Source organism: Polaromonas sp. P1_A2 (assembly GCF_056406895.1).
In genome coordinates this window covers 516,764-537,631 of the sequence record NZ_JBFTZI010000004.1, presented here as the reverse complement: position 1 = coordinate 537,631, position 20,868 = coordinate 516,764, and the positions used below count along the sequence as shown (strand labels likewise).

Genomic DNA, 20,868 nt, shown 5'->3' with positions numbered 1-20,868 from the left:
AGTCGGTGGAGCCGTCAGTGCTTGGACACGTTGAACACGTAGTTGCTGTCGAAGGTCGGGCCCAGCTTCAGGCCGTCGACGTTGCTGCGGTAGGCCGCCACCTCGGTCTGCTGGTACAGCATGATGAAGGGGCTGGTCTTGCGGAACTCGGCCTGCAGCTCCTCGTACATCTTCTTGCGCTTGCCGGCGTCGCGCTCCAGCACGGCGGCGTCCGACTGCTTGGTCAGCTCGGGAATCGCCCAGGCATTGCGCCATGCCAGGGGCTTGGCCTTGGCGTCATCGGCGTTGTCGGGGTTGCGCGTGAAGGTGTCGGCGTTCGAATGCGGGTCCCAGTAGTCGGCGCCCCACTGGCCTATGTACATGTCGTGGGTGCGCGCGCGGTACTTGGTCAGCGTCTGCTTGCCGTCGCCGGGAATGATCTCGATGTCTATGCCGGCCTGCTTGGCCGTCTGCTGGAAGGCTTCGGTGATGCCCTGCACCGGCTGTATGGTGCGCATGTCGATGGTCACCTTGAAGCCGTTGGGCAGGCCGGCCTTGGCCAGCAGCTGTTTCGCCTTGGCCACGTCGAGTTTGTAGGGCTTTTCGGTGCTGGCGCCCAGCAGGCCCTGCGGCAGGAAGTTCTGGTTGACCACGCCGATGTTTTTGATCAGCGTGTCGCCGATGGCGCCGTAGTCGACCAGGTATTTCATGGCTTCGCGCACTTCGGGCTTGGCCAGGTTGGGATTCTTCTGGTTCAGGCTGATGTAGTAGACCGTGCCCTTGGGTGTGGAGGTGAGCTTCACGTCCTTGTTGGCCGAGAGCGCCGCGATGTCCTGCGGGCTCAGGTTGCGGGCGATGTCGATATCGCCTTTTTCCAGCAGCAGGCGCTGCGTGGCCGATTCCTTCACGTGGCGGTAGATCACGCGCGCGAGTTTGGATTTGGTGCCGTAGTAGTTGTCGTTGCGCTCCAGCGCCACGATTTCATTGGCGCGCCACTCGCGCAGCTTGAGCGGGCCGGAGCCGGCATAGTTGGTCTTGAGCCAGGCATAACCCCAGTCGCCGTTGACCTCCTTGGACTGCACCAGCTTCATGTCGACAATGCCGGCCACATTGGCCGTCAGGCAGTTGAAGACGAAGGTCGGCGCGTAGGCTTTGTCGGTCTCCATGGTCAGCACGGTCGGGCTGGTGGCCTTGATCTTGTCCTTGACGTTGGCCTTGGAAAAGCCGAACTGCGTGAGGATGAAGGCCGGCGATTTGTCCAGCATCACGGCGCGCTGCAGCGAGTAGGCCACTTCTTCCGCCGTCAGCGGATTGCCCGAGGCGAATTTGAGGCCGGGCTTGATCTCGAAGGTATAGGTCTTGCCGTCGGCCGAAACATTCCAGGACTTGGCCACGTCGCCCACCAGCTTGGACGGGTCGTTCACGTCCAGGCGCAGCAGGCGGTCGTAGGTGTTTCCCATGACTTCACCGGCGGACAGCTCGAAGGCCTCGGCCGGGTCCATGGTGATGATGTCGTCAAAGCCGAATGCCAGCACCAGCGTGTCCTTGGGCGTGGCGGCCAGCGCGGCGCCGGCGCCGCAGGCCAGCATGGCGGCCGCGGCCGTGGCGCAGAGCACGCGGCGGCTGATGAGGGGGAGCATGTGGTTCAAGATGGTTTCCTTCTGTTGGACGGTTCAAAAAGAATGCGCTGGGCCGCTTGTGGCGGCTGCGCCCTGGCCCTGGGAGGCTTTAGAGGAGAGCACGAACCGTGCCCATATGCCCCGCTGGTTGCCGCTCGTAACTTGTACATACAAGCTCGGCAGCTGATGCATTCTGCGCCGCTGCCCGCTCGCGTCAAGACCCGGGTTTTCCGCGATTGCCGAACGAACCAAAAAGGGGCGTCGGGTCTGTCTCCAGGGATTTCATGGCGCTTTTGCCGCCGGCGGCAAAGCTGCGCCCAAACACCGGTTTACGGAGGAAAACACCTAGCAAAACCGCGCCCACCCGGCTTGACGGCCAATTTGGTGTAACGATACAGTAAATCGTTCTACAAAGAACGCCGAAATTCCCCAGCGCACCGTAAAACACATCAGGAGACAAAAAATGGGTTCACTTTCACGCCGCCGCTTTGTCCAGGCCACTTCTGCCGCCTCCGTTGCCATGGCGACGGGGTTTTCGGGCCTGGCCAAGGCCCAGTCCGCCGTCGCGCTACGCCTGTCGTCCGCGCACCTGCCCGACCTCAATTCCTCGCACTTCGCCTGGCAGCAGCTCATGGAGGCCAACCTCAAGAAGGCCGTGGGCGACAAGATACGCATCGACTACTTTCCCAACAACCAGCTCGGCAAGGAAAGCGACGTGGTGCAGCAGGTCAAGGTCGGCTCCATCGACATGATGCTGACCGGCTCGTCCATCTGGGCCACGGTGACGCCGCAGCTGGGCATGCTGGACCTGGGCTACCTCTTCGACAGCTACGAGCATGTGGCCAAGGCGCTGGACAGCGGCGTGGGCGCCAAGCTCAACGAGATGCTGCAAAAAAGCACCGGCTGCCAGGTCATCACCTGGAGCGCGCACTACGGCGCCCGCAATGTCTACACCAAGCAGCCGGTCAAGTCGCTGGCCGACATCAAGAACGTCAAGCTGCGCGTGCTGCCGACGCCGGCCTTTATCGAGACCTTCAAGATCATGGGCGCCATCCCCACGCCGATTTCCTTCGGCGAGCTCTACATGGCCGCGCAGACCGGCGTGGTCGACGGCTTTGAACACGATTCGGGTACGGTGCTGGCCAGCAAGCTCAACGAGGTGGTCAAGCATTGCTGGATGACGGAGCACCTGTTCAGCCCCATGGTCTGCATCATGGGCAAGCGCGGCATAGAGCGGATCCCGGCCGAGCTGCGCCCGGCCTTCATGAAGGCCGCCGCCGATTCGACGGTGCAGCTGCGCAAGACCGGCACCGAAAAAGGCCTGCAGGGCATAGAAGACCTGAAGAAACTCGGCATCACTTTCACGCCCATGGCCAAAAACGAGCGCGACCAGGTGCGCAAGGAAATGGAAACCAAACTCTGGGCCGGCTTTGCCAAGCAATACCCTGAAACCGCGCCGCTGTTCACGGCCATCAGCGCGGCACGGGGCTGAGCATGGAAGCCAGCCTGTCGGCGGCCCTGCCCGGTACCGCGGCCGCCAGCCCCCCAGCCCCGTCCCACAACCCGGCGCAGGCCTCGGCGCCCGGCTTCAGCGTCGGCCATTCGCCGGGCCGCTGGCTGGCCTGGCTGATGCGCATGACCGAGTACGTCGCGGGCGCGGTGCTGGCCGTCGACGTGCTGGTGGTGTTTGCCTCGGTGGTGTTTCGTTACTTCCTGCACGAGCCCTTTGACTGGGCCGAGGAAGTGGCGCGCGCGCTGATGATCGTGCTGGTGTTTTTCGGCGCGGCAACCGTCCTGGCGCGCAGCCAGCATGTGGGCGTGGACATCTTCCGCGGCCTGTTGCCCGCGCGCTGGCAGCCGGCGCTGGTCCAGTTCGCGAGCTGGATCATCGTGGGGGTTTCGGCCAGCCTCTTCGTCTCCTCGGTCGGCCTGCTGGTGGACTCCTGGTCCAGCACCACGCCCATAGGCCTGCCCCAATGGATCTACACCTTCCCCGTCGTGATCGGCAGCCTGTTCATGACCCTGTTCGGCATCGCCAACGCGGTCAACGGGCCTTCGCGCGTGGTCTGGTCCACGCTGGGAATCGGCATCGCCATGGTGGCGGCGGTGGTGGGCTGGAACATGCTGCTGCCCGGCCTGGCCGTCAAACCCTGGATGCTGCTGACCGCCGGCTTCCTGGGCGGGCTGCTGCTGGGCGTGCCGATTGCCTTTGTGCTGGGCCTGTCCTCCCTGGTGTTCTTCATGGCCGACCCGTCCCTGCCCATGCTGGTGTATTCGCAGCAGGTGATGGCGGGCACCGACCACTATGTGCTGCTGGCGATTCCCTTTTTTGTGCTGGCCGGGCTGCTGATGGAGTCCAACGGCATGTCGTCCCGCCTCATTGAACTGCTGCTGCGCATGTTCGGCCGGGTGCGCGGCGGACTGGGGCTGATCACCATCACGGCGACCGCCTTCTTCTCGGGCGTGTCGGGCTCCAAGCTGGCCGACATCGCGGCAGTGGGCGGCATCATCATGCCGGCCGTGCGCAAGACCAAACAGGACCCGAACGAGACCGCGGGCCTCTTGGCTTGCACCGCCGTGATGGCTGAGACCATCCCGCCCTGCATCAACATGATCATCATGGGCTTTGTCGCCAACATCTCGATTGCCGGCCTCTTCATGGCCGGGCTGGTGCCGGCGGCCGTGCTGGCGCTGTCGCTGGCGGCGGTGACGGTTTACGTGGGCACGCGCATCAACCCCGACGAGGCCTTTGACGTGCGCACGCCGATGCTGCGCCTGCTGGGCGGCGCCATGGTGGCGCTCATCATGGTGGCCATGATCGGCAAGGGCGTGACCTCGGGCGTGGCAACCTCCACCGAGGTCTCGGCCTTTGCCGTGGTCTATGCGCTGGTGGTGGGCTGGATGGCGTTTCGCGAGCTCACGGCGAGGTCGGTGGCGCAGCTCTTTGTGCGCTCGGCCTCCATGGCCGGCGGCATCCTCTTTATCGTGGCGGCGGCGTCCAGCGTGTCGTTTGCGCTGACCATACAGCAGATCCCGCAATACCTGTCGACTTTCATGATCGGTTTTGCGCATGCCTACGGCAGCACCATGTTCGTGATTCTTTCGGTGCTCATCATGATCGTCTTCGGCGCCGTGCTGGAGGGCGCGCCCGCGCTGATCATTTTCGGCCCCCTGCTGACGCCGATTGCCTCCCAGCTGGGCGTCAATCCATTACATTTTGGGACCGTCATGGTGATTGCCATGGGATTGGGCTTGTTCGCGCCGCCGGTCGGGTTGGGCTTGTTCGCCACCTGCGCCATCACCGGCACGCACGTCAAGGACGTGGCCCGGCCCATGATGAAATACCTGGCGGTGCTGTTCGTCACGCTTATCCTGCTGGTGCTGGTGCCGCAATTTTCGCTGTGGCTCCCGACCCGCATGGGGCTGTGACCGCCTTCAAACCTTGATGAAAAGACAAACGCCGTGAGCAAGATCCGAGATGTCGCCAGCCTGGCCGGGGTTTCCACCAGTACCGTGTCCAACGTGCTCAACGGCCGTGCCAACCGCATGGCCGCCGAGACGCTGGCACGCGTGGAAGCCGCGATCGCCGAGCTCAAGTACCGGCCCAACTCCACGGCGCGCCAGCTCAAGACCGGCTACACGCCGCTGATAGGCCTGTTGGTGCCGTCCATGGCCAACCCCATGTACGGCTTCATCGCGCGCGAGATCGAAACCCTGGCGCAGGAGCGCTACGGCTTTCGCATCATGATAGGCAACACCTACCGCGACAGGGACAAGGAGACGCGCTTCTTCGACGACCTGCTGGCCCACGGCGTGCGCGGCGTGATCATCATCTCCTCGCTGATCGACGAGCAGCACGTGGAGGCCGCGGCCGAACGCGGCATGGTGATGGTGAGCTACGACAGGCGCGCCACGCCGAACAGGCGCTCCATCGTCGACCACGTCACGGTGGACAGCTTCGAGTCGGCGCGCATCGCCACGCAGCACCTGATAGACCTGGGCCACCACCGCCTGGCGTTTGTCACGCCGGCCGGCCGCACCATGAGCCGTAACGAAAAAATCGCCGGCTTTATGGCAGCCGCCAAAAACGCGGGGCTGGAGGGCAGCGCCCGCGTCGTCGAAGGCACGCCGGTCGACGAGTACGGGGACTCCATGATGAGCGAAGTCGGCCGCGCCCAGGCCGGCCTGCTGGCCCAAGGGCCCGAGCGGCCCACCGGCGTGATAGGCGTCAACGACCTGATGGCTTTCGGCCTGATGGCGGGTTTTCGCGACACGGGCCTGGCCGTGCCCGAAGACGTGTCGGTGATCGGCATCGACAACGTGTTCCTCTCCACCCTGATGCACCCGGCCATGACCAGCGTGCGCCTGCCGGTGCCCGAGATGGCGCAGGTCATGGTCGAACGCGTGATGAGCCGGCTGGCCGACCCTTCCATAGAGACCCGGGAATACATCTTCCAGCCCACGCTGGTGGCGCGCGATTCCGCCGTGAGATACCAGGCCCGCGGGCGCTGATTTTTGGTACGAACTGAACACAAGGTTTTTGAATGGCAACGGTTTTTGTCAGCCACCCCCAAAGCAAGCTCGGGCACTACTTCGGCGACCGCGCGATCGCCGCGCTGCGGGCCTTCGCCGAGGTGCGCTTCAACCCGGGCGACACCGACCTTTCCTCCAGCGAACTGGCCGCGCTGGCCGCCGGCAGCGAGGTCATCATTTCCTACCGCCAGACGGTGGGCGACGAGGCGCTGTTCGCCGGCCTGCCGCGCCTGCTGGCCTTTGTACGCTGCGCCATCGACATCCGCAACATCGACGTGCCGGCCGCCAGCCGCCACGGCGTGCTGGTCACCCAGGCCAGCGCGGGTTTTATCCCCTCGGTCAGCGAATGGATTGTCGGCGTGATGATTGATTTGAGCCGCCACATCAGCAGGGCCGCGGCCGACTACCACGCGGGCCGGCCCGTGCTGCCCGCCATGGGCCGCGAGCTGCGCGGCGCCACGCTGGGCGTGATCGGTTACGGGCAGATCAGCCGCTACCTCTGCGACGTGGCGCTGGCGCTGGGCATGCGCATCGTGGTGCACGACCCCTATACGCCGACCGGCCGCAAGGAGCTTGAACAGGTCGAGCTGCTGCCCTTGCTGCAGCGTTCCGACTACGTGGTCTGCCTGGCCGCCGCGACGGAAGCCACCGAGAATTTGATGAACGCCGCCACCTTCGCGGCCATGAAGCCCGGCGCGTTTTTCATCAACGCCTCGCGCGGCAACCTGGTCGATGATGACGCGCTGATCGCCGCGCTGGACGCCGGCACGATTGCCGGCTGCGCCGTCGACGTGGGCCGCGCGCCCGACCAGATGCCCTCGCCGCGCGTGGCCGCGCACCCGCGCGTGATCGCCTCGCCCCATATAGGCGGCCTCACGCCGCCCGCGGTGGAGCACCAGGCCATGGAAACCGTGGCCCAGGTGGCTGAACTGCTGCAAGGGCGCGCGCCGCAGGGCGCGGTGAACGCGGCGCAAGCCCACCGATGGCAGCAGGCAACCCAGGCGCCGCAGCCGGCCTGAGTACCGTCCTTACTTCCCCTCTTTTTGCGAAAGCCCTTCCTTTCATCATGCAAGCCACCCAGAACAAAACCTATGCCGGCGCCTGCGACTGCCACGTACATATCTACGAAGACAAATACCCCATGGTGCCCAACGTGGCCTGGGTGCCGCCGCATTTGCCGGTGGCCACTTACCGCGAAGTGCAACAAGCCCTGGGCCTGAGCCGCGCCGTCATCGTCCAGCCCTCGGCCTACGGCTTTGACAACAGCTGCACGCTGGACGCCGTGGCGCAGCTCGGCGAGGGCGGCCGCGGCATCGCGCTGGTGGCGCCCGAGGTGACGGATGCCGAACTGCGGCGCCTGCACGACGGCGGCATCTGCGGCGTGCGCTACATGATGATCAACCCGGTGCTGGAATGGAGTTCGCTCGAGCCCATGGCGGCGCGCCTGGCCGCCATGGACTGGATGGTCAACCTGCAACTCGACGGGCGCAATTTCCCTGAGCATGAAGAAATGCTCAAGCGCCTGCCCTGCAAGCTGGTGATAGACCACAACGGCAAGTTCCTCGAACCCGTCAAGCCCGAGCATCCCGCCTTCCAGTCGCTGCTGCGTGTACTGGACACGGGCAATGTGTGGATCAAGCTGTCGGCGCCGTATGAGACCTCGAAGATCGGCGCACCCGGCTATGACGATGTGAGCCTGATCGCGCGCACGCTGGCCGAAAAATTTCCAGAACGTTGTCTGTGGGCCAGCAACTGGCCGCATCCGGGGCGCAATCCGCCGCCTTCCGAGGTCGACCTCTATGACTTGCTGTTTTCCTGGGTGCCGTCGGATGCTGTCCGGCGGAAGGTTCTTGTCGACAACCCGGCGGGACTGTACGGGTTTCGGTGAGTTTCAGGGTTTTATAGCTCTAGACTAATGACTGCGAAGACCATTGCTCCTGGCTTAATAGCAACCAGGCGTATAGGCAGATTAACGGGTGCTTGCCCCGGTCTTGCCGGACCCTGGAGCTTTGCCAGGTGCTTTGGGCTCGGCAAGTACCGAGAAGAACGCTCCGGCGATGCCTATGAGAAAAAATGCCGTGATTCTCGTGAGGAAAGAAGAATGCTCCTCCCATCGCTTCAATAGCTCGGCATCCGACACTGAATAGATCGTTCGGTAACCCTCGCGAATCTCGGCAACGACAAGCACGTCGCCATAGAAACTAGGCATGCTCACAATTTCGGCGACGACCTCTTTCCCCTTGTAGGCAGGGTCGCAGCCCCCTCTTGAACCATAAGCAGAGGCAGAGCAAATCACATACGCTTCCCCGATTCTGCTTACCCGGGCGCGCTTGGAACTCTCATCGATGTATTTGCCTGAAACCTGCCAACCGCGTTGTAACTTCGTCTCCGCAGGAAGCGCAATGGATTTCACGGCCACGGTGAGGCCAACAAACACCGCCAGCGCCAGCAGGCTGGTATAGGCGATAGGTTTGGCGTAGGAAGGATCCCAGAAAGGCTTTTTCTGATGGGGATCTTCCATGCTCTATCAGCGCGCTAGCCGCGTGCGGCCTGCAGCATGTCGCGCGTCTTCAAGGCCTCACGCCGCGCGGCTTCAGCGAAATCGTCATTGGACGACGCATAAATAATCGCGCGTGACGAGTTGACGATGATGGGAGCGCCGGGTTTCCAGCCTGCACGCACCGTGGCCACGGCGTCCCCCCCCTGCGCACCTACGCCGGGAATCAACAAGGGCAAGGTGGGCGCAACAGCGCGCACACGCTCAATCTCCGCCGGGTAAGTCGCCCCCACCACCAGGCCGAGCTGGCCGTTCAGGTTCCACGGCCCTTGCGCCAGGCGCGCCACGTGCTCATACAGCAGCGGCTGCCCCTCAATGGAGGCAAAGCGCTGGTTCTGCAAATCATCGCCACCCGGGTTGGAGGTGCGGCACAGCAAAAATGCGCCCTTGCCTTGGTATTTCAGATAAGGCGCGACCGAGTCAAAACCCATGAAGGGGGAAAGCGTCACCGCATCGGCGCCGTAGCGCTCAAACGCTTCCTTGGCGTACTGCTCGGCGGTGGAGCCTATGTCGCCGCGTTTGGCATCCAGGATGATGGGCACCTGGGGTGCGACGCGGCGCATGTGCTCCATCAGGCGTTCGAGCTGGCCTTCGGCGCGGTGGGCCGCGAAGTAGGCGATTTGCGGCTTGAAGGAAATCACCAGGTCGGCGGTGGCGTCGACGATCGCGGCGCAGAAATCGTAAATCTTGTTGGCGTCGCCCTTGAGCTTGCCGGGGAATTTGGTCGGCTCCGGGTCCAGGCCGACGCAGAGCATGGAGTTGTTTTGGCGTTCTGCGGCGCCCAGCATGTCGAGGAAAGTCATACCCCATATTGTAAGAAGGTGGCTCTTCAGCAGGTTTTGCCTCAAAACGGGACAATCGCGCAAACCATCAGACCACCCTGCATGCAACTCTCCCAACGCCAACTCGTCCTCCTGGTCCTGCTCACCCTGGTCTGGGGCCTGAACTGGCCGGTGATGAAGATGGGCGTCGCGGACTACCCGCCGCTGACCTTTCGCGCGATCTCGATCTGGCTGGGCATTCCGGTGCTGGGCCTGGCCATGGTGCTGCTCAAGGTGCCGTTTTTGGTGCCGCGCGACAAATGGCGCGAGTTGTTCTGGCTGGCGGCGGCGAACATGTTTGTCTGGCATGCGCTCATCATCCTGGCGGTGAAAAACCTGAGCAGCGGGCGCGCCGCCATCCTGGGTTACACCATGCCGATTTTTTCGGCGCTGCTGGGCGCCTGGTTTTTCGGCGCCAAGCTCAAACCGCGCAACTGGCTGGGCGTGGCCGCCGCGGCGCTGGGCGTGGCCCTGCTGCTCTGGTATGAGCTGACCAACCTGACGGGCCGGCCGCTGGGCGTGCTGTGCGCGCTGGTGGCGGCCGCCGTGTGGGCGCTGGGCACGCAGCTGCTGCGCAAGACCACGATTGAGGCCGCAACCTTGACGATCTCGTTCTGGATGACGGTCATGACGGCCGTGGTGATGAGCGGGCTGGGCATGGCGTTCGAGCTGCCGCAGTGGAAAGCGCCTTCGCCCACGGCCTGGGCGGCGATTGTCTACAACGCGGTGCTGATCTTCGGTTTTGCCCACGCGGCCTGGTTCACGCTGGCGCGCGCACTGCCGCCCGTGGCCTCGACGCTGAGCGTGATGATGATTCCCATCCTGGGGGTGTTTTCAGGCGCGCTGGGCCTGGGCGAGGTGCTGCACTGGCAGGACTGGGCCGCGGTGCTGCTGATGGTGGCGGCGATCGCCTCGGTGCTGGCGCCCAGCCGGGACGGCAGCACCAAAACCTGACAAAAATCAGCCGGACAGTACCAAGCTCATGGCCAGGCACAGGTCATCCCAGGCCTTGGCCTTGTCAGAGGGGTTGCGCAGCAAATAGGTGGCGTCATAAGTCACCACCGCCTGTGCGCCGTGCAGGGCGTGCACCTGGCCGCGCAACCTGCCGAAGGGCTCACTCGATTGCAGCAAGGCCTGCGCGGCCAAGCGGCCCATGACCAGCACGATGTCGGGCTGCGCGCTGGCCAGCAGGGCCGGCAGCGCCTCGGGCAGGGCAGCACCCACACCGGCCGCCGCGCCGCGCACCAGCGGCGCGAGAAGCACCACGCCGGCCTTGTGCAGGCGGGCGGCGCGCAGCATGTTGTCGAGCAGCTTGCCGGCATCGCCCTCGAAAGGGTTGAAGGGTTCGCGTTGCAGCGCGGCCGCCGGTGTTTCGGCCAGCACCAGCCAGCGCGCACCCTGGTCATGGGCGGCCTCGGCATACAAAGCCTGGGCCGCGCCCATGCTCCAGGCGCCTGAGATATTGGGTGCGGCGGCTTCACGCGCTTCGGCGGTCGGCGCGGCCACCGGCGCGCGAGGGGGCGGGGTGCGCAGCGGCGGCGGCGCTTCGCGCGCCACGGGGGCCGCCGCCGGCGTGGCTTGCGGCAGGGCTGCCGCGGGGCTTGCCACTGCGCCGGCGCGGGCAACAGCCGCGTCCATCACCGCTTCAGCCGCGGGCGCCGCCTGCGGCAGCCACACGCGCACACCCATCTCGCGCAGCATGGCGCGGTGCCGTTTGTCGAGGTCCAGGCTCATAGGGCCAGGCTCATGACCACGGCATCTTCGCGCGCGGAGGCGCCGGCCGGGTAGTAATTGCGGCGCGTGCCGACATGGCGAAAGCCGTAGCTCTCGTACACCGCCTTGGCGCGCGCATTGCTCACACGCACTTCCAGCCACAGCCACTGCGCGCCCTGGGCGCGCGACCAGATGGCCAAGCCGTCGAGCATGATGCGGGCCCAGCCCTGGCGCTGGTGTTCAGGTGCGACAGTGATGTTGAGCAGGTGCACCTCGTCCACGCCCTTCATGGCCACGAAGTAGCCCAGCAGCCGGGCGTCGGGGGCGTTGCCGGCGGTCAGCAGCTGCGCCTGGTAGCCGGCATTGAGCGAATCGAGGAAGTTGCCCTGGGTCCAGGGCTGGCTGTAGGCGCTTTGCTCCACCCGCAGCACCGCGTCCAGCCAGGCGGACGTCATGGCTTCGAACTGGGCTTCCAGGGGTTTGAGGATGGCGTTCATGGTGAAAGGGGCGGGGCCTCAGCGAGGAGCTTGGCGGCCTTGACCTGCTCGCGCTCCTCGGTGGTGAGCGCTACTTTATCGCGAACGTAAAGCGGCAGGGCAAGCTCTGCGCTCACGCAGTGCCCGGCGGCGGCCAGCATGGGCGCCAGACGCAGCAAGGCAGCGGCCGTGGGCAGGGCCTCGGCCTGCGCGGGCATGGCGGCCGGCAGGCGCCCGGCGTAGACGGCAAACACATTGCCGGCCAGCAGCCCGGCCGCCGCATCGGGCACAAAGTCCTCGGGCCGCAGCAGCTCGCATTCGCCCAGCGCGCGGCACTGGCCATCGCTGAATTCAAAGCTTTGCACATACATCTCGTCCATGCGCGCGTCGAGCAGCGCCGTGATGGTGGACGGCTTGGCGCCGGCCTGCTGCGAGCGCGCTTCCTCGGCCACCGCCATCAGCGTGTCTATGGGCAGTACCGGCATGCCGGCGCCGTTCCTGGCGCCCAAGGCCAGGCCCTGGGCCACGGCGCAGGCGGTGCGCAGGCCGGTAAACGAGCCCGGGCCGCGCCCGAAGGCGATGGCGTCCAGCTCGCCCAGCGCCAGCCCGGCTTCGGCCAGCAACGCGAGGACGGCCGGGATCAGCGTGGTCGAGGCCTGCGCGCCGCCCGGTCCGCTGTGCTGCCAGGTCCGCGCGCCGTCGGTCACGGCCACCGACATGCGGTCGGTGCTGGTGTCAAAGGCGAGGAATTTGAGGAATGGAGGCATGCGGTCGGTCGGGTGTATCGAGGGCCGGCAGCGCTTGATTAAAGGGGCTGGCGGGCAGGTGCACCTCGATTATCCCCGCCAATGGCCGGCGCGCTGCCGCGATAATCCCCGCATGACCCAAGACCCGCCGCGCCCGCGCGCGCCGCATGCCCTCGCGCGGGGCCTGCTGGCCGCCGCGCTGATCGCCGCCCTGCCCTGCATTCCCCGTACCGCCCTGGCGCAAGCCCCGCGCCTGCCCGCCCCGATCGAAAAAGCCCTGGCGCGCGCCAAGGTGCCGCGCGACGCGGTGTCCATGCTGGTGGTCGAAGCGGCCAGCGGCAAGCCGGTGCCGCGCCTGAGCTGGCGCATAGACACGCCGATGAACCCGGCTTCGGTCATGAAGCTGGTCACCACCTACTCGGCGCTGGACGCGCTGGGGCGCGACTTCACCTGGAAAACCAGGGTGATACTGGACGGCAGCACCTCGGGCGGCCTGCTGAGCGGCAACCTGGTGGTGCAGGGCGGAGGAGACCCCAAACTCGTCGTGGAGCGCCTGCAGGCCCTGCTGGCCCAGGTGCAGGCCGGCGGCGCGCGGGTGGTTCGCGGCGACATCGTGCTGGACCGCAGCGCCTTCAGCGTGCCCGCCACCGACCCGGGCGAATTCGACGGCGAGCCGCTGCGGCCCTACAACGCGCGGCCCGACGCGCTGCTCATCAACTTCAAGTCCATCGTGATGACGTTCACGCCGGACCTGCCCAGCGGCCGCGCGCTGGTGCGCTACGAGCCGCCGCTGGCGGGCGTGCAGGTGGGCGCCAGCGTGCCCCTGGTGCGCGTGGCGCGCTGCGGCGACTGGCGCAGCGAGTTGCGCGCCAGCGTCGAAAACCCGCTCAACATCGAATTCCTCGGCACCTATTCATCGGCCTGCGGCGAAAAAGTCTGGCCCAGCGCCTATGCCGACCCGGCCAGCTTTGCCGCGCGCGCCATCGAGGGCTCATGGCGCCAGCTGGGCGGGCTGCTGACCGGCACCGCGCGCGACGCCACGCCGCAGGAACTGGCCATGCTGCGCAGCACCGGCACGCTCTCGGGCGAAAAAGCCTCGATACGGTTTGAGCACCAGTCGCCGCCGCTGCTGGAAGTGGTGCGCGACATCAACAAATATTCGAACAACGTGATGGCCCAACACGTCTTTTTGACGCTGGGCCTGCATGCCGGCCTGGGCCAGCCCAAAAGCGGCACGCTCGATTCGGCGCATGCGGCGCTGGCCGCCTGGTGGAAAAAAAACCTGCCAGGCACGGCGCCGCCCTTGATGGACAACGGCTCAGGCCTGAGCCGCCAGGAGCGCGTGACGGCGGCGGCCCTGTCGGCCCTGCTGCTGCATGCCGCCAGAAGCCCGCTGGCCGCGGACTTTGCCGATTCGCTGCCCGTGGCGGGTGTGGACGGCACGCTGCGCGAGCGCGGCAAAAACGTGGCGGGGCTGGCCTTCCTGAAGACCGGCTCGCTGCGCGACGTGAGCGCGATCGCGGGTTACGCCAACGGCCACAGCGGCACGCGGTATATCGTGGTGGGGCTCATCAACCACCCGAACGCCGGCGCCGCGCGCCCGGCGCTGGACGCGCTGCTGGAATGGACCGTGAAAGAAGCGGCCCGCTAGGGAATTTTTCGGCCCCGGAGCGTGCAAGTTATCCCTGGGGGGTGTGGACAAAGCTGTTGATGACCCCGGGGCTTGAGGGCCAAAACCCCATCCGGCGCGGCTTGCGCCACAATGCCTGAAATTTGGGCAGCCGCCTGCCCGGCGCGGCAGGCTGAACCGGAGCCTCACCATGCAAGCAGCCAGCCCCTCCCCCAACAGTAACAAGGCGTACTGCCTCGTGCTGACCACAACGGCCACGGCGCAGGAAGCACAAAGCCTGGCCCAAGCCATTGTCGAAGCCCGATTGGCCGCCTGCGTGCAGATCCAGCCCATCCAGAGCATTTACCGCTGGCAGGGCAGGCTTTGCGACGAAACGGAGTTTCGCCTGTCGGTCAAAACGCCGCTGGCGCGCTACGCGGCGCTGGAGCGCTTCATCAGCGCGCACCACGGCTACGAAACACCGGAGATTGTGCAGATACCGATCACCGCGGGTTCCGCGGCCTATTTGCAATGGCTCGATGAAGAAACGCAGGGCGGGCCGGACGAGCCTGAGCCCGAGGGGCAGTTCGCGCTGCCTTAAAAACCGTTTAAGACCGCGCCTCGCGCAAGGAGGCTGCCAACAGCCCCAGGCCCAATGCGCCCACAGCCACCGAGGCGATACGGTCGGCCGTCCCACGCGTGCGGGCATAGGCCAGCCGCACCCGCTCCCGCGAGAACAGGTAAGCCAGCAAGGTATGCCAGCACAGCGCATTGGCCACGATCATGGCGACCGCCGCTGCCTGCAGCGCCGGACTGGGCGATGCCGGGAATGATGCGGCAAACACGCTGCCGAAAAACAGCGCTGACTTGGGGTTGGTGATGTTGGTCAAAAAGCCAAGCCGGAAAGCCGCCGGCGAAGACACCGTGGGGCCGCTATTGCCCAGCGCCACGCCGCCGGAGCGCCAGAGCCGGCTCGCCACATACAGCAGGTACAGGCCGCCGGCTACCTGGAGCGCCAGGCGCAGCCCCGGAAAGACCTGAAAGACCGCATTGACGCCCAGCACCGCGCAGAGCGCCCAGATAGCCGCCCCCGCCGTCACACCCAGGGCCGCGAACACCGCGCTGCGCGCACGGTCGCTGGCCGCGAGCTGCGAGACCAGCAGCACGTTGGCGCCGGGACTCATCATGGCCGCGACGTGGAGAAACCAGATGGTGAGGAGGATGGAGAGCATGGTCGTCCTATAGGCAGTGATGTCGACAGCGCGGGCGCCTTCCGGTCAAGGCGCCGCGGGCAGGTCGCTTCTTTGCAGCAGCACGGCCCGCTGGTCCATGGCCCGGATGGTCCAGCGACCGCTGGTCCAGCTTGGCAATTTCTCGAGGGACCGGAAATCCTGATGGTTCAACAGCATGTAGCGCACATCGTATTTCTTCAAAAATTCCGTGAGCAACGCATCGTCGCGGACCAGCTGCGCATTTCGCCGCGTGTACTCGGCTCCGTAGGAGTCGACCCGCGAATCGATGGAGGGACGGAGCCGCGGATAGGCTCGATAGACCAGCTCAGCTCCCAGTTCGTAAGAGTTGATCACGTTCCCTTGCAAATCAGGGGCATTCAACTTTTTGACCATGAAGCTGGTGTAGCTCGAATTCATCCCTTTCGCGGAATGAGGAAAAGCACCGGAAGTATTGCCGAATTGCGAAGCCAGGCCCAACACCAACGCGGCCGCAAGGGTGCAGATCGCGTAGCCCCAGACGCGCGACTTTGCGTTCTGAGACCCTGTCGGTGCCAGAGCTGAAAGCACAAACGCCCCGACCATGCCCATATAAACGAGAAATCGGACAGTATTGAGCGCCAGGATCAGGAACATCAAAAACAACAGCAGGTCCACGGCGCTGAGCCTGCGCCATTGAAGCAGCATCACCGCCCCGGTGAAGGCGGCACAGCCAAGCCCTATCCATATAGCCGGGATTTCACGCCACCCCGGCATAAAAGTTGGCATCCATTCATTGATCATCACCTTGTCCGCATCGGCGTGCGCAAAGTTCACGACAAACTGCAAGAGTTCCAGGCCGGCGGGGTTGACCAGGGATGCAGCCAGGGCGGCTATGGAGAAAAGGGCGAATGCCTTGGAGATTCGCTTTTGACGCGGGTCACCCGCGGCACCTAAACGAAGTGCGTCCAGCCACAGGCCCACGGCATAAATCGCCGCGATGACGGGTGCCAGGATAAAAGACCCATGTGTGTTGGCCCAAAGAATCACCACGAGCAAGGCACCCGCCCATGTCAGGGGCCGAGGCCTCTGACGGCAGGCCTCCAGCAAAAGCCAGTAAAAACCAAGGAGAAATAGCGAAACCAGCTCAGGGCGCAGGAAGTGGCGTTGATTCTCCACACCCACGGCCAGAAAGCCCAACAGCAAGGCAACCGGCAAATTCTTTTCGCTACGCCTGTAGGCAAGCCATGCCATGAGGCAGAACAGCGCGACACCGGCGACGCCCATGACCAGGGGCAGACCATCCTCGCCAACGAGCTGGATCAACCAGTAAAACATCAGGGACGGCAACCACTCGTGCGCATTGAAATGGGCGTCACGTATCTCCGTGAACGGAAACAGAATGGTCTTCGGGATGGTGTGATCCCGGGCGATAAGTTCCCCCACTTTTGCCTGCAGCCAGAAGTCATTGGCCACTTGGGGCATGACGCTGATGAAAATCAACGCAACGATGATGGTCACCAAAGCTGAAATACGCCAGAGCTTCAACCAAGAACCGGCTTGCAGGGTGTTCGCGGACGCGGTGCTTAAAGACTCACCTAACTCATAGGGTTTCAAAATGCGAGCCTTCCATGTCGATGTCGATTCTTCGCTCGGGCGGTTTTCGGCCTCATATCTGCAGCCTGCGGCTCAGACAGGGCGCGACCAGAAGTTCGCCTGCTCCGCGTTCCACGCAGCCGCCGCCCCTGCCGGCGGAGTTTCGTTTATACCGCAGCGCGTTCAGGCATGCCCTCAACTCGCGGCCGCGCGCCCCAGCCGGTCGCGCACGCCGTCCCATTCGGCATCGCGGGGCGGGTTCTCGACCCAGATCAGCTTGACGCCCTTGGCGTCGAAGTCGCGCAGCACGGCGAACAGCTGCTGCGCGGTAGCCAGCGCGTCGTCGGGCATCCGGCGGTACAGCACTTTTTCGGACTTGATGCGCACAATGCTGCGGGCATACACCGCGATGTGGGCCGCGTCGGCGCCCAGCAGGTCCAGCGCGGTTTGTATGGCCCCGGCGTCCATCAGGCGCAGCTTGGCATTGGGGGCGTAGTGCGCTTCCAGCGTGCCGGAGGCGCGCGGCGCATCGCCCAGGGCCTGCTGCTCGAATTCATCCTTACCAAGTACGGCCTCACCGCAAGCTGCCTCGAGCTGCGCGCGCGTGAGCACGCCGGGGCGCAGCAGCACGGGCCGGCCGCGCGTGCAGTCGACGATGCTGGACTCTATGCCGACGTCGCAGGGGCCGCCGTCCAGCACCAGCAGGCCGTCGCCGAACTCCTGGCGCACATGCTGCGCGGTGGTGGGGCTGACGCGGCCAAAGCGGTTGGCGCTGGGGCCGGCCACGCCGGTGTCGCAGGCCTTCAGGAAGGCCAGCGCGACAGGGTGTGCGGGACAGCGCAGGCCAATGGAATCCTGGCCGCCGGCGGCGGCCGCGGCGACGCCGGGCTTGCGCGGCAGGATGACCGTGAGCGGCCCGGGCCAGAAGGCTTGCATCAGGCGCGCCGCAAACGGCGGCACGCCGCTCGCATAAGCCTCTACATGCGCGGCGTCGGCCACATGCACGATGAGCGGATGGTCCGCCGGCCGGCCCTTGGCCGCAAAAATGCCGGCGACGGCGCTGTCGCTGGACGCGTCGGCACCCAGGCCGTACACCGTTTCTGTCGGGAAGCCGACCAGTTCGCCGGCCTGGATACGGCGGGCGGCCTCAGCAATGGCCTGTGGATCGGTGCCGGACAAAATCATCGGAAGTCGATCAGATGTCTTCAAGCCCGGGCAAGCCCAGGATGGCGGCCGCCTGGCGCGCCGTGGCCTTGACCGTGGCGATATCGGCGCCGGTGATGTTGAGGTGGCCCATCTTGCGGCCGGCGCGCGCTTCGGTCTTGCCGTAAAGGTGCAAATGCGTGCCGGGCAGCGCCAGCGCGGCCTGCCAGTCGGGCGTGCGCGAACGGCCATCGGCATCGAGCCAGACGTCGCCGAGCAGGTTGAGCATGACGGCCGGCGAATGCTGGCGCGGCTGCGGCAGCGGCAAGCCGGCCATGGCGTGCACCTGCAGGTCGAACTGCGAAACATCGCAGGCATCCATCGTGTAGTGGCCGCTGTTGTGCGGGCGCGGTGCCATCTCGTTCACCACCAGCGCGCCGTCGGCGCTGCCGTCGTCGACCAGGAAAAATTCGACGCAGAGCACGCCCACATAGCCGACATGGTTCGCGATGGTGTGGGTGGCCGCCAGCGCGCGCTGCGCCAGGGCGGCGGGCATATTGCCTTCATAGGCCTGGGTGACGGCCAGGATACCGTCCACATGCACATTGCGCTGCGGCGCGAAGCTCACGATGCGGCCGTCCCAGCCGCGCGCCACGATGACCGAGCATTCGGCCTTGAGTGGCAGCATTTTTTCGAGCACGCAGGGCGCTTGCTTGAGGCCGGCCCAGGCGGCGGCGAGTTCGGCCGCGTTCTTGACGCGGACCTGGCCCTTGCCGTCGTAGCCCATGCGCGCGGTTTTTAAAATCCCGGGCAGCAAGCCGGCCGGCACGGCAGCGAGCTGCGCCTCGGTTTCTATGACCGCATAAGGCGCGCAGCTGACGCCGGCCAGCGCGCCCGACTCGGCGGCGCTGGCGGTGAAGTGGGATTTTTCCTCGATGCGGTTTTGCGCGATGGCGACGGCGGCCGCCCCCGGCGCCACGGGCCGGCTGGCGGCCAGGGCCTGCAGCGCGCCCGCGGGCACGTTTTCAAATTCGGTGGTGATGGCGGCACACAGCGCGGCCAGTTGCTTGAGGCCTTGCTCGTCGGCGTAACCGGTCTGGATGTGGTGGTGGCTGACCAGGCCGGCCGGGCTTTGCGCGTCGGGATCCAGCACGGCGGTGAAATAACCCAGGCGCTGCGCGGCATGCACAAACATGCGGCCCAGCTGGCCGCCGCCCATCACGCCCAGCGTGGCGGGCCGGCCGGAGTCGGAAACGGTGCCGGGGAAAACAGGGAGGCCGGAAGGAAGGCTCATGCGGGCGGCAGGGTCATGGCGTGGGCGGCGGCGGTCTGCTCGGCGCGGAAGGCCTGCAGTTGGGCGGCCAGCGCCTTGTCGTGCAGGGCCAGCATGGCGACGGCGAACAGGGCCGCATTGGCCGCGCCGGCATTGCCGATGGCGAAGGTCGCGACGGGAATGCCCTTGGGCATCTGCACGATGCTGTGCAGCGAGTCGACGCCTTGCAGGTGCTTGCTGGCCACCGGCACGCCCAACACCGGCACAACGGTCTTGGCGGCCAGCATGCCGGGCAGGTGGGCCGCGCCGCCGGCGCCGGCGATGATGGCCTGCAGGCCGCGGCCCGCGGCGGCTTCGGCATAGGCGAACAGCTCGTCGGGCATGCGGTGGGCCGACACCACGCGCGCTTCATGCGCCACGCCGAACTGCGTGAGGATCTGCACCGCGTGCTGCATGGTCTCCCAGTCGCTGCTGGAGCCCATCACCACGCCCACCAGGGGGGCGGCCGGATTGTTTGTCGTCGTCATTGGGACCTTCTGGGTCTTGGGGTTTGCAGGCTGCGCGCCCGTAACCCCTGATTTTAAGGGCTAGGGCCTGCATGCTATCGTTTGGGCTTGCGCCCGGGCCCCGCCGGGCTGCCGCCGCCCCGCGCCGCGACGGTTGAAACCTCTCTTTCCAGCCCCACTTTTCACTGAATCATGATAGACGTCACCATTGCCAATTTCGAAGCGGAAGTCGTTGCCGCTTCCATGACCACTCCCGTGCTGATCGATTTCTGGGCGCCCTGGTGCGGCCCCTGCAAGTCGCTGGGCCCTATCCTGGAAAAAGTCGAGGCCGAGTACGCCGGGCGCTTCAAGCTCGTGAAAATCGACTCCGACCAGGAGCAGCAGCTGGGCGCGGCCTTCGGCATACGCAGCATCCCGACCTGCATCCTGATGATGAACGGCCAGCCGGTGGACGGCTTTGCCGGCGCCCTGCCCGAAGGCAAGGTCAAGGAGTTCCTGGACAAGCACCTGCCGCCGGCCGGCGAGCCCGAGGAAGCCGAACTGGCGCTCGAGGAAGAAAGCACCGACCCGGCCGACGTGCTCGAAAAACTGCAGCACGCCGTGGCCGCCAACCCGGCCGACGACAACGCGCGCTTTGACTACGTGAAGCTGCTGCTGCAGATGGGCCGCGAGGACGACGCCAAGGTGGCGTTTGCGCCGGTGATCGCTCAAACCACAGTGGTGCGGCGTTTTGACTCGCTCAAGCGCTGGATGGACGCCATGGATTTTGCCGCCACGCAGGGCGCGGGCGGCGCTGCCGGCCTGGACGCCAGGATCGCGGCCAACAAGCGCGATTTCGAGGCGCGTTTTGACAAGGCGCGCGGGCTGATGGTGCAGCAACGCTGGACCGACGCCCTTGACGAGTTGCTGGAAATCCTGATGCGCGACAAGGCCTGGAACGAGGAGCTCGCGCGCAAGACCTACATCGCCATCCTCGACATCATGGAAGCGCCCAAACCCAAGGTCGCCGACGGGCAGATTCCGCCGGAAGACCCGGTCGTGGCGACCTACCGCCGCCGCCTCAGCAGCGTGGTGTTGAGCTAAGTCCCG

20 protein-coding genes are annotated in these 20,868 nt (G+C 65.7%); 9 read left to right on the top strand and 11 right to left on the bottom strand.

All coding sequences use genetic code 11. The features are described 5' to 3' along the window. Window positions 1-14 precede the first annotated feature (14 nt). Window positions 15-1,619, bottom strand: a complete 1,605-nt coding sequence (locus AC1D09_RS18495; RefSeq protein ID WP_477701168.1) for an ABC transporter substrate-binding protein — start codon at window positions 1,617-1,619, stop codon at window positions 15-17. Window positions 1,620-2,061: 442 nt separating this feature from the next. On the opposite strand from AC1D09_RS18495, the gene AC1D09_RS18490 reads away from it, so the two are divergent. The 5 genes from AC1D09_RS18490 to AC1D09_RS18470 are packed head-to-tail and all read left to right on the top strand — an operon-like array spanning window position 2,062 to window position 8,019. After that, on the top strand, window positions 2,062-3,090 hold the full coding sequence (locus AC1D09_RS18490; protein WP_477662928.1) for a TRAP transporter substrate-binding protein: 1,029 nt from the start codon (window positions 2,062-2,064) through the stop codon (window positions 3,088-3,090). 2 nt (window positions 3,091-3,092) lie between these two features. Continuing rightward, window positions 3,093-5,027, top strand: coding sequence for a TRAP transporter large permease (locus tag AC1D09_RS18485; RefSeq protein ID WP_477701165.1), 1,935 nt, complete (start codon window positions 3,093-3,095; stop codon window positions 5,025-5,027). A 33-nt stretch (window positions 5,028-5,060) separates the two neighbouring features. After that, window positions 5,061-6,110, top strand: a complete 1,050-nt coding sequence (locus AC1D09_RS18480; RefSeq protein WP_477662930.1) for a LacI family DNA-binding transcriptional regulator — start codon at window positions 5,061-5,063, stop codon at window positions 6,108-6,110. A 32-nt stretch (window positions 6,111-6,142) separates the two neighbouring features. After that, a complete protein-coding gene (locus AC1D09_RS18475; RefSeq protein ID WP_477662931.1) occupies window positions 6,143-7,150 on the top strand; it encodes an NAD(P)-dependent oxidoreductase in 1,008 nt (335 codons plus the stop codon). A 47-nt stretch (window positions 7,151-7,197) separates the two neighbouring features. Next, complete coding sequence (locus AC1D09_RS18470; RefSeq protein WP_477662932.1) at window positions 7,198-8,019, top strand: amidohydrolase family protein; 822 nt, start codon at window positions 7,198-7,200, stop codon at window positions 8,017-8,019. 81 nt (window positions 8,020-8,100) lie between these two features. Here AC1D09_RS18470 and AC1D09_RS18465 read toward each other — a convergent pair whose 3' ends face one another. Together AC1D09_RS18465 and pyrF are read right to left on the bottom strand one after the other, a co-directional pair. After that, entirely contained in the window at window positions 8,101-8,652 is a 552-nt protein-coding gene (locus AC1D09_RS18465) for a hypothetical protein (RefSeq protein WP_477662933.1), read from the bottom strand. A gap of 14 nt (window positions 8,653-8,666) precedes the next feature. Next, window positions 8,667-9,491 (bottom strand): orotidine-5'-phosphate decarboxylase, encoded by an 825-nt coding sequence (pyrF, locus tag AC1D09_RS18460; protein WP_477662934.1) that lies wholly within the window; start codon window positions 9,489-9,491, stop codon window positions 8,667-8,669. A gap of 81 nt (window positions 9,492-9,572) precedes the next feature. On the opposite strand from pyrF, the gene AC1D09_RS18455 reads away from it, so the two are divergent. Then, a complete protein-coding gene (locus AC1D09_RS18455; RefSeq protein WP_477662935.1) occupies window positions 9,573-10,463 on the top strand; it encodes a DMT family transporter in 891 nt (296 codons plus the stop codon). 6 nt (window positions 10,464-10,469) lie between these two features. Here the strand turns inward: AC1D09_RS18455 and AC1D09_RS18450 are convergent, their stop codons facing one another. Genes AC1D09_RS18450 through tsaB form a run of 3 tightly spaced genes read right to left on the bottom strand, consistent with a single transcriptional unit; the run spans window position 10,470 to window position 12,465 of the window. Continuing rightward, window positions 10,470-11,243 (bottom strand): uracil-DNA glycosylase family protein, encoded by a 774-nt coding sequence (locus AC1D09_RS18450; protein WP_477701164.1) that lies wholly within the window; start codon window positions 11,241-11,243, stop codon window positions 10,470-10,472. Further along, window positions 11,240-11,719 (bottom strand): ribosomal protein S18-alanine N-acetyltransferase, encoded by a 480-nt coding sequence (gene rimI / locus AC1D09_RS18445; RefSeq protein WP_477662067.1) that lies wholly within the window; start codon window positions 11,717-11,719, stop codon window positions 11,240-11,242. The genes AC1D09_RS18450 and rimI overlap by 4 nt, the downstream gene beginning before the upstream one ends. Beyond that, window positions 11,716-12,465 (bottom strand): tRNA (adenosine(37)-N6)-threonylcarbamoyltransferase complex dimerization subunit type 1 TsaB, encoded by a 750-nt coding sequence (gene tsaB, locus AC1D09_RS18440; RefSeq protein ID WP_477662068.1) that lies wholly within the window; start codon window positions 12,463-12,465, stop codon window positions 11,716-11,718. Before tsaB ends, rimI begins: the two co-directional genes overlap by 4 nt. 112 nt (window positions 12,466-12,577) lie before the next feature. On the opposite strand from tsaB, the gene dacB reads away from it, so the two are divergent. Together dacB and cutA are read left to right on the top strand one after the other, a co-directional pair. Further along, window positions 12,578-14,095 carry a D-alanyl-D-alanine carboxypeptidase/D-alanyl-D-alanine endopeptidase gene (gene dacB / locus AC1D09_RS18435; protein ID WP_477662069.1) on the top strand — a complete coding sequence of 506 codons (1,518 nt, stop codon included), beginning with the start codon at window positions 12,578-12,580 and terminating at the stop codon, window positions 14,093-14,095. 169 nt (window positions 14,096-14,264) lie between these two features. Continuing rightward, window positions 14,265-14,654 (top strand): divalent-cation tolerance protein CutA, encoded by a 390-nt coding sequence (gene cutA, locus AC1D09_RS18430; protein ID WP_477662070.1) that lies wholly within the window; start codon window positions 14,265-14,267, stop codon window positions 14,652-14,654. 7 nt (window positions 14,655-14,661) lie between these two features. Here the strand turns inward: cutA and AC1D09_RS18425 are convergent, their stop codons facing one another. The 5 genes from AC1D09_RS18425 to purE all read right to left on the bottom strand — a co-directional run bounded on the left by AC1D09_RS18425 (window position 14,662) and on the right by purE (window position 19,800). After that, complete coding sequence (locus tag AC1D09_RS18425; protein ID WP_477662071.1) at window positions 14,662-15,285, bottom strand: LysE family translocator; 624 nt, start codon at window positions 15,283-15,285, stop codon at window positions 14,662-14,664. 45 nt (window positions 15,286-15,330) lie between these two features. Beyond that, window positions 15,331-16,878, bottom strand: a complete 1,548-nt coding sequence (locus tag AC1D09_RS18420; RefSeq protein ID WP_477662072.1) for a hypothetical protein — start codon at window positions 16,876-16,878, stop codon at window positions 15,331-15,333. A 174-nt stretch (window positions 16,879-17,052) separates the two neighbouring features. Beyond that, window positions 17,053-18,042, bottom strand: a complete 990-nt coding sequence (locus AC1D09_RS18415) for an L-threonylcarbamoyladenylate synthase (protein WP_477662073.1) — start codon at window positions 18,040-18,042, stop codon at window positions 17,053-17,055. Between the two features lie 10 nt (window positions 18,043-18,052). Further along, window positions 18,053-19,294 carry a 5-(carboxyamino)imidazole ribonucleotide synthase gene (locus AC1D09_RS18410; RefSeq protein ID WP_477662074.1) on the bottom strand — a complete coding sequence of 414 codons (1,242 nt, stop codon included), beginning with the start codon at window positions 19,292-19,294 and terminating at the stop codon, window positions 18,053-18,055. Beyond that, complete coding sequence (purE, locus tag AC1D09_RS18405; protein ID WP_477662075.1) at window positions 19,291-19,800, bottom strand: 5-(carboxyamino)imidazole ribonucleotide mutase; 510 nt, start codon at window positions 19,798-19,800, stop codon at window positions 19,291-19,293. Before purE ends, AC1D09_RS18410 begins: the two co-directional genes overlap by 4 nt. 171 nt (window positions 19,801-19,971) lie before the next feature. On the opposite strand from purE, the gene trxA reads away from it, so the two are divergent. Then, window positions 19,972-20,862, top strand: coding sequence for a thioredoxin (trxA, locus tag AC1D09_RS18400; RefSeq protein ID WP_477662076.1), 891 nt, complete (start codon window positions 19,972-19,974; stop codon window positions 20,860-20,862). Window positions 20,863-20,868 lie beyond the last annotated feature (6 nt).